The sequence below is a fragment of the uncultured Salegentibacter sp. genome, from assembly GCF_963972535.1.
In the GTDB taxonomy this organism is placed as follows: Bacteria; Bacteroidota; Bacteroidia; order Flavobacteriales; family Flavobacteriaceae; genus Salegentibacter.
Map to the genome: position 1 here is coordinate 1 of NZ_CAXAVR010000063.1, position 15366 is coordinate 15366.

16 protein-coding genes are annotated in these 15366 nt (G+C 38.8%); 5 read left to right on the plus strand and 11 right to left on the minus strand.

Annotated features, from left to right (window positions below):
* Nucleotides 1–249: 249 nt before the first annotated feature.
* From AACZ30_RS08875 to AACZ30_RS08925, 11 genes are all read right to left on the minus strand, one after another.
* On the minus strand, nt 250–1257 hold the full coding sequence (locus AACZ30_RS08875) for a phage integrase SAM-like domain-containing protein (protein WP_339648899.1): 1008 nt from the start codon (nt 1255–1257) through the stop codon (nt 250–252).
* A gap of 738 nt (nt 1258–1995) precedes the next feature.
* On the minus strand, nt 1996–2133 hold the full coding sequence (locus AACZ30_RS08880; RefSeq protein WP_339648901.1) for a hypothetical protein: 138 nt from the start codon (nt 2131–2133) through the stop codon (nt 1996–1998).
* Nucleotides 2134–2169: 36 nt separating this feature from the next.
* Nucleotides 2170–2388, minus strand: coding sequence for a hypothetical protein (locus AACZ30_RS08885; RefSeq protein WP_339648902.1), 219 nt, complete (start codon nt 2386–2388; stop codon nt 2170–2172).
* A gap of 7 nt (nt 2389–2395) precedes the next feature.
* Nucleotides 2396–2710: a rhodanese-like domain-containing protein gene (locus AACZ30_RS08890; RefSeq protein WP_339648903.1), complete on the minus strand. Its 315-nt coding sequence runs from the start codon at nt 2708–2710 to the stop codon at nt 2396–2398.
* A 1-nt stretch (nt 2711) separates the two neighbouring features.
* The gene (locus AACZ30_RS08895) at nt 2712–2993 is read right to left on the minus strand and encodes a rhodanese-like domain-containing protein (protein ID WP_339648904.1); all 282 of its coding nucleotides are present in this window, start codon (nt 2991–2993) and stop codon (nt 2712–2714) included.
* Nucleotides 2994–3191: 198 nt separating this feature from the next.
* On the minus strand, nt 3192–3401 hold the full coding sequence (locus AACZ30_RS08900; protein WP_339648905.1) for a DUF2892 domain-containing protein: 210 nt from the start codon (nt 3399–3401) through the stop codon (nt 3192–3194).
* A gap of 17 nt (nt 3402–3418) precedes the next feature.
* Nucleotides 3419–3727 carry a hypothetical protein gene (locus AACZ30_RS08905; RefSeq protein ID WP_339648907.1) on the minus strand — a complete coding sequence of 103 codons (309 nt, stop codon included), beginning with the start codon at nt 3725–3727 and terminating at the stop codon, nt 3419–3421.
* A 134-nt stretch (nt 3728–3861) separates the two neighbouring features.
* Complete coding sequence (locus AACZ30_RS08910; protein ID WP_339648908.1) at nt 3862–7107, minus strand: efflux RND transporter permease subunit; 3246 nt, start codon at nt 7105–7107, stop codon at nt 3862–3864.
* 26 nt (nt 7108–7133) lie between these two features.
* Nucleotides 7134–8210 carry an efflux RND transporter periplasmic adaptor subunit gene (locus AACZ30_RS08915; RefSeq protein ID WP_339648909.1) on the minus strand — a complete coding sequence of 359 codons (1077 nt, stop codon included), beginning with the start codon at nt 8208–8210 and terminating at the stop codon, nt 7134–7136.
* A gap of 11 nt (nt 8211–8221) precedes the next feature.
* Nucleotides 8222–9532 (minus strand): TolC family protein, encoded by a 1311-nt coding sequence (locus AACZ30_RS08920; protein ID WP_339648910.1) that lies wholly within the window; start codon nt 9530–9532, stop codon nt 8222–8224.
* Between the two features lie 19 nt (nt 9533–9551).
* Nucleotides 9552–10700 (minus strand): FAD-dependent oxidoreductase, encoded by a 1149-nt coding sequence (locus AACZ30_RS08925; RefSeq protein WP_339648911.1) that lies wholly within the window; start codon nt 10698–10700, stop codon nt 9552–9554.
* A gap of 565 nt (nt 10701–11265) precedes the next feature.
* Between AACZ30_RS08925 and AACZ30_RS08930 the strand changes: the two genes are divergently transcribed.
* The 5 genes from AACZ30_RS08930 to AACZ30_RS08950 all read left to right on the plus strand — a co-directional run bounded on the left by AACZ30_RS08930 (nt 11266) and on the right by AACZ30_RS08950 (nt 15308).
* Nucleotides 11266–11877 (plus strand): TetR/AcrR family transcriptional regulator, encoded by a 612-nt coding sequence (locus tag AACZ30_RS08930; RefSeq protein ID WP_339648912.1) that lies wholly within the window; start codon nt 11266–11268, stop codon nt 11875–11877.
* A gap of 66 nt (nt 11878–11943) precedes the next feature.
* Nucleotides 11944–13143 carry a TolC family protein gene (locus tag AACZ30_RS08935; RefSeq protein WP_339648913.1) on the plus strand — a complete coding sequence of 400 codons (1200 nt, stop codon included), beginning with the start codon at nt 11944–11946 and terminating at the stop codon, nt 13141–13143.
* 8 nt (nt 13144–13151) lie between these two features.
* The gene (locus AACZ30_RS08940) at nt 13152–14036 is read left to right on the plus strand and encodes an HlyD family efflux transporter periplasmic adaptor subunit (protein WP_339648914.1); all 885 of its coding nucleotides are present in this window, start codon (nt 13152–13154) and stop codon (nt 14034–14036) included.
* A gap of 26 nt (nt 14037–14062) precedes the next feature.
* Nucleotides 14063–14779, plus strand: a complete 717-nt coding sequence (locus AACZ30_RS08945; RefSeq protein ID WP_339648916.1) for a VIT family protein — start codon at nt 14063–14065, stop codon at nt 14777–14779.
* Between the two features lie 28 nt (nt 14780–14807).
* Nucleotides 14808–15308 (plus strand): hypothetical protein, encoded by a 501-nt coding sequence (locus tag AACZ30_RS08950; RefSeq protein ID WP_339648918.1) that lies wholly within the window; start codon nt 14808–14810, stop codon nt 15306–15308.
* Nucleotides 15309–15366: the final 58 nt, after the last annotated feature.

Consider the following 15366-nt stretch of genomic DNA (forward strand, 5'->3'; position numbering starts at 1 on the left):
CGGGCTCATAACCCGAAGGTCACTGGTTCGAGTCCAGTTCCCGCTACTAGCAAAGACAAGGCTTCACAGAAATGTGGAGCCTTTCTTTTTTTTACTGGGTACAGAATAGGTACAGAATATCTCATTTTTCAAAAGTAAATTTTAATTGATATTAATTGCTTTCATTTACCCGTGAATTTTATGAATTTAGTCTTAGGAGGTCAAGTTCTACCAGGTCTATGAGAATATTTGCATCATTAACAATAATTCTCATAAAGCGATAAACTCTTTTCTAAATGCTGCCAATTTTAAATTAGCCAAATTCGCAGCTTTACTTAAGGAAATAATATCCTCTGAAGCTGCCCGAAATAAAAGTTGGTTAAACCGATTTGACTTTTCTATTCCAATATAATTACCTAAATCTCGCTCTTCCTTATTCTTAGCCATTTTTATACAAAAGCCTCGATAATAATAATCGGTAATAACCCCTAAATCTTTAGCCCTTCGCATAATTGCCTGTACAGATATACCGTATTCTTGTTTGCTATTTATTAGCTCATTAAGACTAATGGAGGTACGTTTTTCACCCAATTCTTTTAAATGAACGTGACTGGTCTTTTGGTATTTCAGCCCCCGGGTAATATAGGGTAGTTGGGTGCTGGTGGGGAGCCCGTTTTCTTTGGCGTGGTTACAAACGGTCAATAAAACCTTTAAGGTTTTTACCTTAGTATTGTGTGCATAATTCTCCCGATCGCACCAGCGTTGCAGGGAGAGGGCAAAACGTTTGTCCACTTCATTAATGTAAACGGTTCCGTGAGTATGCTCATAACGCTCCAATCGATGTTTGAATACCTTGATCTTTTTAATGGTGTTGGCGTTTAAACTTGTCTTTTTGGATTCCAGGAAGTAATCAAAATAGGAGAGCAGGGCTTTAGGGAGTTCGGTTGTTTTTCGAGGGGTTATAACCTTATTAAGCCACCTGCTATTGATTATTTGTCCATCTTTACGATTATTGAGCCTGTCGGTAAGAAGCACCTTTAAGTGATCTAGATCTTTTTGAAGGATAATAAGTTGATTGTTTGCCTTTTGGATCCACTGCTTTTCCTGAGCATCGGCCCTGGTGGGAATTTTTCGAAGTTTTACTTTTCCCTTGCTAAATAATTTTGGGTCTATGGTCTTTTTTGTTTTGCTTTTAGCATCCACCTCCCGACCTTCCCGAACGCGTACGTAAATTGGTGCTGGATTTTTACTGGATTGTATAAAAAAAGAAATGGCCATAATCTGTGGACTTAAATAAAAGAAATACTAAGGTACAATTTCTAGTCCACATCTAGTCCACAATTATGCAATAACACAAAATTTAACTCTATTGCATTTCATTGTTAGTTGAAGTGTAATTCGCTGTAAACATTGATTTTATAAGCATTTTTCAAATAAAACAGTGCTTTTTGTCCTTGTCTTAAATTGTATAAACTTCCTCCTGGCAAGGTCACTTAAATAAAACCTAACTTACTAATTTAAAGTAAGTTAGGTTTTTTTATTTTCATCTTTTAGTCTACATTTAGTCCATTATCTTTAACACTAGTATCGGTATATTGTATATATAAGGATACAATACAGCTCTCTTGAATACTTGACATTTTCATTTATAATCAATTAAATTCTATGAGTTTAGCTGCTATAATATAAATTTAACTTCTAAATAACTGTATATAATATCATAGTTTCTTCCTGTACCGAACATTGTAACAAATAACATCAAAAATCAATTTATTACTATTTATAAAAGTAAATAACTATAAATAATAATGATTAAATGTTACTGGAATAGCGACAGTATTTTTGAGCAGGTCTTAGAGAAGTGGCAGTCAAAGTCTTACCCTGAATTAAACAAAATTGATAATATTTCAACAGTTAAAATGCACCATTATTACACTGTGCATTATTAAAATAATGCAGCTTCAAAAATAATTTCAAATTTTATTTTAAGCAATCTTTGATCTTAATTAATTCATTTTAAGTAGTTTGATATTCACTTCTTCGCGAATCCTGAAGGAATTGCGACTTCAACTCTTGGTCGAAGATTGGAGAAGAAATTTCCTCTTTTTCTGTCCATCTCCATTCGAGATTTACCTGAAATTTATGTACTTCCATTTCTTAGACTTATTTTTTAAAGGCACTTGTGATTTCCTACTGTTTATGATTTGCATCAGGTTTAATCACACAGTTTCCTTTGGAGCAATTTCCTCCGGCACATGCAAGTCCGAAGAAGCCCATAGCAGCCGGCCAGGCACCGAGTACAATTCCAATCCACTGGCCTTCCAAAGCGCTTTGTGTAATTACCCACATTCCTATAAATAGATAGGCAGCCCTAATCCACGTCCAACCATTAACAATTTTGTTCAGCATATTCTAATTAAATTTTGTTATTCAGGGAAGCCCAGCCTCCTCCGTTGTAAACTTGTGTGAATCCTTTCGATTTCAATATATTTTTGGCTGAAGCGCTGCGCATACCCGAGGCGCAACAGGTAATTACCGGCTTGCTTTTATCTTTAATTATATCGGGATTTCCGTTAAGTGTTTGCAAAGGAATATTTTTTGAACCTTTAATATGACCGTCTGCGAATTCTGCTTTACTTCTCACGTCTACAATTATACCACCTTCTTTTAAAAGTGCATTGTAATTTGGGGCTGGTTTTATTCCTAAAAGCTCCTTAAGTTTCGAAATCATACTAAGATTGTTGTGTGGTTAAATTATTTACTTCCAGCCAGGAACCGCCATTAAAACAGTCCACACCCTCACGGCTTAGAAAATCCTGGGCCTGGCCGCTTCTATTGCCGGAGGCACAGCATAATATTAAAGGCGATTTCATTTTTTGAAGTTCATCTATTCTATTCGGAATTTCGCTAAGCGGAATATTCACCGCTCCGGCCACACATCCACCCATAAATTCAGCAGGCGTGCGTACATCTACGACAGTGCCTTCACCAATTTTAAGTTTTTCGTTACTCATTAATAATAGTTTTTGAATAATCATATTTGTAACTGCAAACTTAAAACTAAAGCCCGCCGCATACAGTTACTTTGGTTACATAAGAACCTGAAACACGGGCTATAAAACTGATTTTTAAAGAATGTGTGAAAGGAATAGGGCGACCTTAGCGCAATGGTGTTTTGAAACTTGAGCTATAAAATTCATTTTTTACCTAAATCAACAGCTCTGTCCCGGTTTCATCTCATCTGAAACACCTAATTTTCCAAGGATTTTATCCATTAAACACCAATGGGTAAGTGAAGACTGGAGAAGGTTTGCGCCTACGAAAGCGGTAAACCACAGCCAGTTGATATTCAGATAAACGGCTAAAAGAAGGCTTACAAGTACAAAAGTTCCTGCAATTCCCCGTACGATTCTATTTTTCATCTTTTTTAATTTTTAGGTTAAATAAATTTTTCAATATTGACAACCGCCAGCCTGATAGGATTATTGGTTTCCAGGGTTTTATTGAATTCTGAAACCAAGGTAGCCATCAGGTCAATTTTTTCTTCTTTGGTAAAAGAAAAAAACATTAGCGATTCATTTCCTGCTTTTTCTCCTGGAAACCAACTCATTGTGGCGATTACCGGGTTCGTGTTTTTATACCCGTCAATTTCTGAACGGCTAAAGGCTTCGATTTTGGCTTTTTTAAAGAGGTTCAGAATTTCTTTTTGAAATTCTGACACACTTGTTACAATTAATAACTTCATCATCTTAAATTTAAGGTTTAAGGTTTAAGGTTTAAGGTTCAAGGTTCAGGTTTTAAAGTTTAAAGTTCAAAATTTCAAACCGTGAACTCAAACTCATAACCGACAACTGATAACTCAAAATTGACAACCCACAACGTTTATTTTATCTCCTCATGCTTCTTTTCTTCACCAACAGCTGTTTCCTGTTTCGTTTCATATTTCTTCCGCTCTATCATATAATACACCAGCGGCACTACAAGCAGGGTTAGCACAGTAGATACAATGGTGCCACCCATAAGAGAGATTGCCAGCCCCTGGAAAATAGGGTCAAAGAGGATGACGAATGCTCCTATTACAACAGTTCCCGCAGTTAAGAGAATTGGCGTGGTACGTACGGCGCCGGCCTCAATTACAGCTTGTTTTAATGGAATTCCATCTTCCAGCCGCAGGTTTACGAAGTCAATAAGCAATACCGAATTCCTTACCATAATCCCCGCAAGGGCGATCATCCCGATAAAAGAAGTGGCGGTAAAGAACGCACCCATAATCCAATGCCCCAGGACGATACCAATCAGCGAAAGGGGTATGGCCGCCATCATTACGAAAGGAGCCCGATAGTTCTGAAACCAACCTACAATTAAAATGTAAATGATAAAGATCACACCCAAAAAAGCGATTCCCAAATCCCTGAACACTTCCAGGGTAATTTGCCATTCCCCGTCCCATTTTACGGTAAAGTCATCCTCCATTTGAGGTTGTTCTATATAAAGCTCATTCAGCTCGTAACCTGCAGGAAGATCGATTTCTTTTAATTTCTCTTCCATTCCCAAAATGGCATAAACAGGACTTTCCAGCTCTCCAGCCATATCGGCGAGTACATAAACCACGCGTTTCTGGTTTTTTCTAAAAATGCTGTTCTCCTTAACTTGTTCTTCAATTTTCACAAGATCGGCCACACTCACCATCTGTCCGGTTTGGCTCACTAACTGTATCTGGGAAATATCTACAGGACTGGACTTTTCTTTTTCGTTCAGGGCAAGAATAATCTCTACCCGTTGTGTAGCTTCTTCATCATAAAGGTGTGCAATAGCCCTTTCTCCCAAAGCAGCATTCATGGTATACACAATTTGTTGTGGCGCGATCCCATAGCGCATTGCTTTTTCCTTGTCGATCTCAAAATGAAATTCAGTTTGATCGGCTTCAACCATCCAATCTACATCTACCACATCGGGTGTTTCATTAAGGATATTTTGAATCTCATTGGCAATTTCTATTTGTTTATCATAATCGGGCCCATAAACTTCAGCAACAATGGTGGACATCACGGGTGGTCCCGGCGGAACTTCCACGATTTTTACATTGGCATTAAATTTTTCTGCGATTTGCTGAATATCAGGTCGTAACAATTTTGCAATGTCGTGGCTTTGCTCACTTCTTTCGCCCTTATCTTTTAGATTTACCTGAATATCTGCGGTATTGCTTGCGCCCCTCAAATCATAATGCCGTACAAGTCCGTTAAAGGTTATTGGCGCCGAAGTACCCACGTAACTCTGATAGTTTACCACTTCCGGTCTTTGTGAAAGGTATTGACCAATTTCTCTCGATACCGTTGCGGTACGTTCCAGGGTTGTGCCCTCGGGCATATCTATTACCACCTGGAATTCATTTTTATTATCAAATGGCAGCATTTTTACAGCTACAGATTTCGTAAAGAACAAGGCTACAGAACCAAGTAATAATACTATGGTGGTTCCCAGGAAGATCCATCTAATGCTCTTGTTTTCAATAAGCGGTCTTTCCAGCTTGTTATAAACCTTGAAAATTCTGGTGTCTTCTATTTGTTGCGCAGATTCTCGTTCTTCTTTTTTGCCGGCTCTTTCCCTTAAGAAAATAAGCCCTAAATAAGGTGTAATGGTAAGGGCCACAAAAAGAGAAAGAATCATGGCTATGGAAGCTCCAATTGGCATAGGACTCATATAAGGCCCCATCAATCCGCTTACAAAAGCCATTGGCAATACCGAGGCTATAACTGTAAAAGTTGCCAGTATGGTTGGGTTTCCCACTTCATTAATAGCATATAGAGCCGCCTGCTTAAACGGCAGTCTTTTCATTTTAAAATGCCGATGCATATTTTCCGCAATAATAATAGAATCATCCACCACGATACCGGTTACAAATACGAGCGCGAAAAGGGTAATTCGGTTAAGGGTATAATCCAGCAAATAATAGCTTAACAGCGTAAGAGCGAAAGTTACAGGCACCGAAAGGAAAACCACAAGTCCACCACGCCAGCCCATGGCCAGCATTACAACCAGGGTAACCGCGATAATTGCACCAATTAAATGCAGCAGCAATTCACCCACCTTTTGAGAAGCTGTTTCCCCATAATTCCGTGTAATTTCTACGTGAACATCGTCTGGGATTAGGTTTGTTTTTAGATGCGCTACCTTATCAATAATAACATCGGCTATTTTCATCGCATCTGCTCCTTTTATTTTAGCTACAGAAATCGTAACCGCGGGATATTCCGAAGAAAAATTGGCTGCGGCTTCAGAAGCCTGTCCATAACCAAAAGAAACATATTCCTTCGGCAATTCCGGTCCTTCAATCACTTCTGCTATTTGGTATAAATAAACAGGTTGTTGCTGTTGGGTCCCGATAATAAGGTTTTCCACATCTTCGGCAGATTCCAAAAAACTACCGGTGCTTACCAAGAACTCGGTGTCATTCCGGTTAAAGCTGCCTGAGGAAAGTTGCTGGTTACTGGCCTTAATTTTTTCTGAAACACCAAGGAAATCTACTCCGCTCGTGGCCATTTTTTCCTTGTCCAGCACCACGCGCACCTGTTTGCTGCGCCCACCAATTTTATGGGTAATAGAAACATCGGGCACCTTATCGATCTCGTGAGTGAGTTCGTTGGCTATTTTTCTAAGTTGGTAGTCGTCATAATTTTCACTCCACAAGGTTAAACCAAGTACCGGCACATCGTCTATGGCACGGGTTTTTACCAACGGCATTGTAGTGCCTTCGGGCATTTGGTCCATATGCTTCATAAGTTCATTATAAAGCTTCACATAGGAGCGTTCAATATCTTCACCCACCAGGAATTGTACGGTTACCATTCCCTGTTCTTTCATGGAAGTGGAATAGATATAATCTACCCCGGGAATATTGGAAACCATTTTCTCCAGCGGTTTTATAACCCGCGATTCGAGTTCTGTTGGGCTTGCACCGGGATAGCCAACAAAGATGTCGGCCATTGGCACGTCTATTTGTGGCTCTTCTTCCCTGGGGATCAAAAACGAACTGTAAACCCCAATGACCATAAAAACGATCATTAGTAACACCGTAAGTTTTGAATCCATAAAGCCTTTGGCAATTTTGCCTGCTAATCCTTCTTTCATTTTCTAACAGTTTTATGGCTAAAAGCTTACTTAATTTCGAGTTTGGCCCCGTTATATAATTTTCCTTCGGCTGTAGTGATATAAGTTTCCCCGGCATTAAGCCCGGAAAGCACTTCAACCTTATCACCAAACTGCCTGCCCAGTCGTATCCATCTTAAAATAGCTGTATTCTGTTGGCTTGGTGTATAAATACCGTGAAGGTCGCCGCGGGTAACCAGGGCAGAAGCAGGTATTAAAACTACATCTTTGCTTTGTTCCGCATTAGTGGGAAACTGAACGCTGGCATACATGCCCGAGTACACTGCAGCAGCTGTTTCCTCTAAATCAATCTTTACCAAGTATTGTCCTCCGGAATTACTTGCAGAAGTGCTTATTTCTGAAACTTTTCCTTTAAGATTCTCTCCTGAGGATTTTACCAGGACTTCCACTTCTGCTCCCTGTTTTACTGAAGCGATCTCAGTTTCGGGTACGCTGGCCCTTACCTCAAATTTATCGGGAACTTCCATACGTAACAGCGGCATTCCCGGATTTGCCATATCACCAACTTCTATATTTTTTGCTGTAATTACACCGCTAAAAGGAGCTGTAATGTTGGAATAAGCAAATTGGGCATTGACCTCATTTTTTTGCTGCCTGGCCGCCTCCAGACGAGCTTTGGCCATTTCGTACCTTGCGCTAATATCATCCATCTCTTTTTGGGTAGCGCTGTTCTCTTTAAACAATGCTTTAAAACGCTCATAATCTCTTTCTGCATTATTAAAAGCTGCTGTGGCTTCAGTGATACCGGCGTTTACCTGGGCACGTCTTGCCTGTAAATCAGCATTATTAATGGCGATAAGCAATTCCCCTTTTTTTACCTTATCGCCAACTTTTGCATTTATCTTGGTAACATAACCCATATTACGAGTGCTTAAGGTGGCGTTTTCAACGGCTGCTATTTTTCCGCTAAAGGATTGGAAAGATTTATCTGCTTTTGACGGCGTTTCAACACTAACTTCTACCGCAGGTGTGTTTTTGGCAGTATTTTGTTCTGGTGCGTCCCCACAACTAAAAACCAGGCTTGTAGCTGCGATGAGTCCAGAGATATATAATTTAGTTTTCATATAATAGCTGTTTATTTTATTAAAAATTCTAATTGCGCCTGTGCGTAATTGTATTCAAAAATTGTTTGTGCGTATTCCAATTGTTTCTGCGAAAATTGAGCTTCAGCTGCTAATAAATCACTTGTTTTTTCAAGACCCTGTTCAAATCTGTTGGCTCTAATTCTCAAGGATTCTTCGGCTTGTTCAAGAGCTAAACGGGTAAGGCTTAGTTTATTTTCAGCATCATTTACCGCCCGGCGCGCCCTGTTGGTTTCCATTTCACTTTTGGAAACGTAAGACTCGTATTCCAACCTGGCTTTCTCGTGGCTTGCCTTGCTCTTCTGAAGTTTTCCGAAGCGCTTGTAACCTTCAAAAAGATCCCATTGCAACTGTATTCCGGCAAGATATCCACTGGCATTGCCCGTGAAAATCTCATCGTCATAAAGTTCATAGCTGCCAAATGCATTTAAGCGCGGCAGAAAAGACATTTTATTTGCCTGCAGCATATCCCCGTAAGCTTCGGTTGCCAATTTCATGGCTCGAATATCTGCACGCTCCAAAGACACCGAGGTCATTTCCCCTTGCTCAGGAAGCTCAACTTTTAGGGAATCGGTAGGTTTAAAAATGGTATTTACCGGCTCGTTGACTAAATAGGCCATATAATCTGATGCGTTAATCACGTTGCTTTTTGCGTATTGCAATTGATTGTTGACTTCAGAAAGCCTTATTTTTACAGCCAGCAAATCAGATTTTTGCATAAAACCCTGCTCGTAGTTATCGGAGGCTGTTTTCTGATTTGCAAGAGCTGCTTTTTTTGCATCTTCAAGTACGGCCACTGCTTTGTGGGCAAGTTGAAGTTCCATATAGGCTTTTTCAGTCTCCAAAACCATATAATCTGTGGTTCGCTCGGTTTGCAAAGCGCTTGCATTCATCTTTGTTTTAGCGGCCTTACGTTCATAAATTCCATCTAAATTAATGAGGGGTTGTTGTACTTCAATTTTAGTGGTAAAATTGTTTATTCTTTCGGGATCGTTTAATAGTCCCGGCGCAAAATCCCGCTCTGTTAATATTTCCTGATTTAATTTAGAACCAAAGGCCATTAAAGGATTTGTTGTGGTTATCCCCGAATGTGAAACCGCAACGTTTGGCAAAAAAATGGAATTGGTTTGCCGAAAATCCCCCCGGGATTCCAGGAATTCTTGTTGAGATATTTTTATTCCCCTGTTATTTTGCTTCACCAATTCTATAGCTTCATTTTTAGAAATTGGCCTTACTTCCTGAGCTTGTAACCACAGTCCCGGAAGTAAGCTTAGCAACATTATTATATATTTGATTTTTATCATCTCGCTTTTATATTTCGGATTAAAAGTTTTTAAAGAACCAGAATTTTTCATCCCACCACTTAGAAAAATGGCTCCATTGACCGGGATCCTTCATCATGATCTCACTATCTTCGGCAGCTGAGAAGTTTCCGCCACTTTCACTGGCTTTTCCTTCGCCAGATTCGATAAAATATTTTCCTTCGGGCACAAAAGTTTTATTCGGTTCCTGGTGCGCTATTTTCCTGCTAATATTATGTGCTACAACTTTGCCCTGCTGTTTAGCAAATACGCCTATTTTAGGAAGTATGGTGCCTACTTCAGTTTTTAGGTGGGTGATATCACCAATAGCATATACATTCTCGAATTTGGACTCTAAGGTTTGATTATCAACATTAATCCAGTTTGAATTTCCTGCCATTTCACTTTTTCTAATAACTTCGGGTAATTGATGTTTTGGGGTGTAGGCCAGTAGGTTGTAGGAATAATTTTTTCCGTTGCTAAATTCCAGTTTGTTGTCTGAAGCAGAAATTAATTCGTGATGGGGGTAGTACTTAATTCCTTTCTTTTCCAGGAGTTTCCTTAATTCCAGAGAAGCTTCGGCACCGGCAAATTCCATTGGGCCTGCTTCGGGGGTAAATAATGATACATTTGTATTATTAAGATTGTTTTTTCTTACAAAATCTTCTATAAGCATCGCCGCTTCATAAGGTGCTGCCGGACTTTTAAACGGCAGGGAAGAAACCAAAATGGCAATCTCACCTTCTTCGAAACTCTTGAGTTCTGAATAAAAATTTTCAGCGCCTTTTAGGCTGAAAAAATTATGACCAAATTGATCCAGGTTATAAATATCAGCTTGTTCCACGCCCAGGGAAACCACCATATAATCTCCCTGATACTGTTGTCCTTTTACGCTAACACTTATATTTTTAGCGTCTATACTTTCAATATCTCCCCGTATGACCTGAAGCCCCGAGGCTTCAATGTTTTTTGCAGGTTTTGTTATTTCCGATTTCTTTCTTTGTCCAACCATTACCCAGGGAAGGGAAGAGGATAAAAGACTGCTTTCTTTTTTCTCGAATACCAGAATTTTTACCAGGTTTATATCCTCTTCATTTCCGCTGTGTTTGCTTAATTCCCTGGCAGTAACGATTCCGCCCATTCCGGCTCCTAAGATTAAGATCGTTTTCATAAGTGGTTATTTAAAGGATTGTTATTTTGTTTATTTTTTATCATAACAGGTTCCGGCTTTATATAAACTGGACGATAATTATGTTTCGATTTCACCATTATTCTTGTAAAACCTTCTTTTACTTTATTTATGAAATTGTAAATCATGCCTTGTATAACTTTTCCAGGTGTTGCGAAATAGTTTAAGAGCTATTTCAATTTTCTAAGACAAAATTAAGCTGAGAGTTATACACTGGAAGCTACTTTTGTTACATAACAAATTAGCGATAAGGTTTTGTCTTGAATATTACTATTAATATAGAGATCAAATCTGGATTTTATTTTTTTAGTGAGCGGACGTAAACACTATTTGATGCCAGAAGATTTTTACATAAACTATTTTTAAAGATGGAAAAACAATACGGTAGGAAAGGAGGTTAGCGTAGTATGTTTGAAATTAATCAAAAGGACTTTCAACATAAAGAACAGAGGAACTCTTAAAATTTTCATAATGTACAACAGAAACTTCTGGGGTAGAAAATTTTTTCTATCTTTGTTAACCAAATGGTTAAACCAAAAAGTTAATAATGGCAAAACAGAAGACTGAAAATACCGAGAAACAAATTTTAGATGCTGCTGAAAATATCTTCCAAACCAAAGGGATGAGCGGCGCGCGAATGCAGGAAATTGCCGATAAAGCGGGGATTAACAAAGCGATGCTGCATTATTACTACCGCAGCAAACAATCGCTGTTTGAAGCGGTTTTTAAGAAAGCTTTTTCTTTATTGGCACCTCAACTTGATGCTATTTTAAATGACGATTCTTCTATAGAAGATAAAATCACCAATTTTACTCATAACTATATTACGTTTATTTCCAAACATCCCTATATCCCAAATTTTATCATTCAGGAATTAAACCGAAACCCTGGTTTTATTGAAAAGATTCAGGAAAACAGCTCTTTTCCATCGCTCGATAAATTCAATGCGCAGGTAGAAAAAGAGGTAGAAGCCGGTATTTTAAAACCTACCGACGGAAAACAGCTTTTTATTCATATTCTGTCGCTTAATATTTTTCCTTTTGTTGCCACACCTCTGGTAAAAGCTTTTGTGGGATTAAATAGTCGTGAATTCGAAGAAATGATGGAAAGACGTAAAACCGAAGTTGCGGCTTTCATTATTAATTCCATTAAAAAGTAAACAATGAAGAAGTTGGTGTTCATACTAATTGGTGTTGTGTTTTTTAAGGCTTCTGCCCAGCAAACATTGAGCTTACAAGAATGTTATGCGCTTGTCGAAAAGAACTATCCGCTGGCTTCTAATGCCAATTTGCTGGAAGAAAAAGCAAATTTCGATATAGAAGTATTGAAAAAAGACCGTTTACCCAAATTGGATATCAATGCCCAGGCTACTTACCAGTCAGAGGTAATTGAATTTCCCGGTGATATTCCAAATGCAAATTTTGAAACACCAAATAAAGATCAATACCGTGCCACACTGGATGCGAACCAACTTATCTATAACGGCGGAAGCATTTCGGCAAGAGCCAATTTAAAAAATGCCGAAATGAAAACCCTTCAACAAGAAGTTGCGGTTAATTTATACGGATTAAAATGGCGTATCAATCAAAATTATTTCAACGTTTTGTTGTTTCAGGAACAGATAAACTTATTGCAATCTAAGCGGAAACAACTGGAATCACGTGTTAAAGAAGCGGAAAGCGGCGTAAAATATGGAGCTGTTTTGGCTTCTTCGCAACAGGTTTTGCAAGCTGAAATATTACAATTGGAACAACAAGTTACCGAAGCAGATTTTGCCAAAAAAAAAGCCCTGAAACATTTGTCTCAACTTCTGGCAACCAATTTAAACTCACGTACAATTTTGGTTAAACCAAATGTATTTATCAACGCTGCTAATAATCCGGCTCGACCGGAAGTAAAACTTTTTGAACTGCAACAGCAGCAGTTGGAAACCTCAAAATCAGTGCTTGAAAAAGCCAATTACCCCAAACTGTTGGGATTTGCCCAGGCCGGTTACGGCAACCCGGGTCTCAATATATTGGAAAACTCGTTTGAGGATTTTTATATGGTGGGTTTAAAACTGAACTGGAACATCTTTGATTGGGGAAAGATAAAACAACAGAAAAAAGCGGTTGATATTTCAAAAGAAATGGTAGCAACCGAAAAAGAAACCTTTGAGTTGAACAATAACATTGAAGTTAAGGAAGCTATGAGCGAGATTAATAAATACCAAGAATTGCTGCAAAGCGACTCCGGCATTATAGAAATGCGTAAAAAAGTGTTGGATGCCACTACCGTACAATTTCAAAATGGAGCGATTACTTCTTCGGAATATATAACCGAATTGAACAATCTTTATGAAGCAGAGATTAACCAGGATTTACACGAAGTGCAGTTATTGCTCGCAAAAGCGAATTACAAGGTCATAAAAGGGGATTTAAATTAAAAAGAAAAATGAGAAGTATAAAAATAATAATTGCAGCAAGTGTTTTTAGTGTACTGATTTCCTGTTCAGATACTGAAAAAGCCGATGGTTACGGCAATTTTGAAGCTACTGAAATCACGGTTTCTGCGGAAGCAAACGGAAAACTCCAATTTTTAAAGGTAGATGAAGGTCATGTTTTGGAAAAAGAGATGCTTGTTGGTTTGGTAGATACGCTTCAGCATTATTTAAACAAACAACAATTGCTGGCTTCAAAAGAAACGGTTGCATCAAAATCTGGTGGGGTTTGGTCTCAAGTAAGCGTACTTCAAGAGCAATTACGAACAGCAAAAACCGAGCAAGAACGGGTTAAAAATATGTTTGATGAAAGTGCCGCTACCCAACGTCAATTAGATCAAGCCAATAGTCAGGTAGATGTGCTTAAAAAGCAAATACAAAACGTGGAAACGCAAAATTCGCCTATTGTAAACGAGGTGAAAGCCATCGACGCCAAAATAGCGCAGATCAACGACCAGATTGAAAAATGCAAAATAGAAAATCCGGTGAACGGTACGGTGTTGACCCAATATACCGAACCGAGTGAGATTGTTTCCTTTGGAAGACCGCTTTACAAAATTGCCGATTTAAATTTTATGACGCTGCGCGTCTATGTAAGTCAGCCGCAATTGGCCAGCATCAAAATTGGTCAGGAAGTTACCGTAAAAATTGATGATGGTGAAGACTTAAAGTCCTATCCAGGTAAAATTGATTGGATTTCAGATACGGCAGAATTCACCCCTAAAATCATTCAAACAAAAGAAGAACGCGCAAACCTTGTATATGCGGTTACCATAAAAGTTAAAAACGACGGCAGCCTTAAAATAGGAATGCCGGCAGAAATGTGGATTTCTGAGTAGGTGGTGGGTGGAAAAAAATAAAAAATATGGAAACAGATACAAACAATTTAGACGATTATTTAGACAATCATTATATACACCGGAGCAATTGGTTGAGAGCGGCTGTTCTTGGCGCGAACGACGGGATTTTATCGACCGCCAGTATCGCCATAGGGGTAGCTGCTGCTAGTGATTTGAGGGATCCAGTTGTACTGGCCACCCTTGCCGGTTTAACCGCCGGCGCATTATCTATGGCGGCAGGGGAATACGTTTCGGTAAGTTCTCAAACCGATCTCGAAAAAGCCGATATAGAACGGGAACGATTAGAATTGGAAGAAATGCCCGAAATAGAATTGTATCGGTTGGCGGAAATCTATGAGAAAAGAGGGCTTAAAAAAGAAACCGCTCTTACGGTGGCCAAAGAATTTACCGAAAAAGATGCGCTGGCAGCACACGTGAGGGATGAGTTGGGAATTAATGAAATGAGCGAAGCAAAACCCATACAGGCAGCACTGGCTTCTGGTGCATCCTTCGTCGCCGGGGGTGCCCTTCCATTTATGGTAACCTTATTTGTGCCTTTAAAAAGTATGGAATACAGTTTATATGCCTCGGCTATTTTTTTCCTGATAATTTTAGGAATGGTATCGGCAAAAACGGGTGGTTCCAGTAGGTGGAAAGCAATTATAAGAATTACCCTATGGGGAACAATCGCTATGGGAATCACAGCATTGATCGGATATTTATTTGGAGTAAATATTCAATAAAAAATAACAATAAGTTCAAATCAAAAACATGAATAAAACAATTTTAACAACGCTAATTCTTTCAGCCTTAATGATAGGCTGTAAAGACAACAAAACTAAAAACAACGATACTTCAGAAACTACCAAGGCGGTTCAAAATCATACAGAAGACACCGTTAAAGAATTTGAAAGTTCGACAGTATATAACAACGCTTGGATAAACGAGATTGAACTCAACAGCGGTGCTAAATGGGAAGCTAATTTAGAAACCAACGAAGGGGTGGAAAAAATGCTGAAATTGGTAGAAGCCAGTGATCCCACAAGCGTGGAAGACTATCACAGCCTGGCTTCAGAATTAAATGAGGAAAACAATTATGTAATTAAAAAATGTACCATGACAGGACCTTCTCACGATAACCTGCACGTTTTCCTGCATCCGCTTATCGAGAAAATCGCGGCCCTGGGAGAAGTTTCCTCTACAGAAGAAGGAGCTAAAATAACAGCGGGTATCAAAGAAAACCTGAAAGGTTATTACGATTATTTTAAATAGTAAAACATTAGTGTCCATTAAAAATTTTTAAATGTTCTTTGAAATTACTGATAATCTA

Bases quoted from the DNA above. Each gene is read 5' to 3' on its own strand.
- AACZ30_RS08875 (WP_339648899.1), bottom strand. From the start codon at position 1,257: ATGGCCATTTCTTTTTTTATACAATCCAGTAAAAATCCAGCACCAATT.
- AACZ30_RS08880 (WP_339648901.1), bottom strand. From the start codon at position 2,133: ATGGAAGTACATAAATTTCAGGTAAATCTCGAATGGAGATGGACAGAA.
- AACZ30_RS08885 (WP_339648902.1), bottom strand. From the start codon at position 2,388: ATGCTGAACAAAATTGTTAATGGTTGGACGTGGATTAGGGCTGCCTAT.
- AACZ30_RS08890 (WP_339648903.1), bottom strand. From the start codon at position 2,710: ATGATTTCGAAACTTAAGGAGCTTTTAGGAATAAAACCAGCCCCAAAT.
- AACZ30_RS08895 (WP_339648904.1), bottom strand. From the start codon at position 2,993: ATGAGTAACGAAAAACTTAAAATTGGTGAAGGCACTGTCGTAGATGTA.
- AACZ30_RS08900 (WP_339648905.1), bottom strand. From the start codon at position 3,401: ATGAAAAATAGAATCGTACGGGGAATTGCAGGAACTTTTGTACTTGTA.
- AACZ30_RS08905 (WP_339648907.1), bottom strand. From the start codon at position 3,727: ATGATGAAGTTATTAATTGTAACAAGTGTGTCAGAATTTCAAAAAGAA.
- AACZ30_RS08910 (WP_339648908.1), bottom strand. From the start codon at position 7,107: ATGAAAGAAGGATTAGCAGGCAAAATTGCCAAAGGCTTTATGGATTCA.
- AACZ30_RS08915 (WP_339648909.1), bottom strand. From the start codon at position 8,210: ATGAAAACTAAATTATATATCTCTGGACTCATCGCAGCTACAAGCCTG.
- AACZ30_RS08920 (WP_339648910.1), bottom strand. From the start codon at position 9,532: ATGATAAAAATCAAATATATAATAATGTTGCTAAGCTTACTTCCGGGA.
- AACZ30_RS08925 (WP_339648911.1), bottom strand. From the start codon at position 10,700: ATGAAAACGATCTTAATCTTAGGAGCCGGAATGGGCGGAATCGTTACT.
- AACZ30_RS08930 (WP_339648912.1), top strand. From the start codon at position 11,266: ATGGCAAAACAGAAGACTGAAAATACCGAGAAACAAATTTTAGATGCT.
- AACZ30_RS08940 (WP_339648914.1), top strand. From the start codon at position 13,152: ATGAGAAGTATAAAAATAATAATTGCAGCAAGTGTTTTTAGTGTACTG.
- AACZ30_RS08945 (WP_339648916.1), top strand. From the start codon at position 14,063: ATGGAAACAGATACAAACAATTTAGACGATTATTTAGACAATCATTAT.
- AACZ30_RS08950 (WP_339648918.1), top strand. From the start codon at position 14,808: ATGAATAAAACAATTTTAACAACGCTAATTCTTTCAGCCTTAATGATA.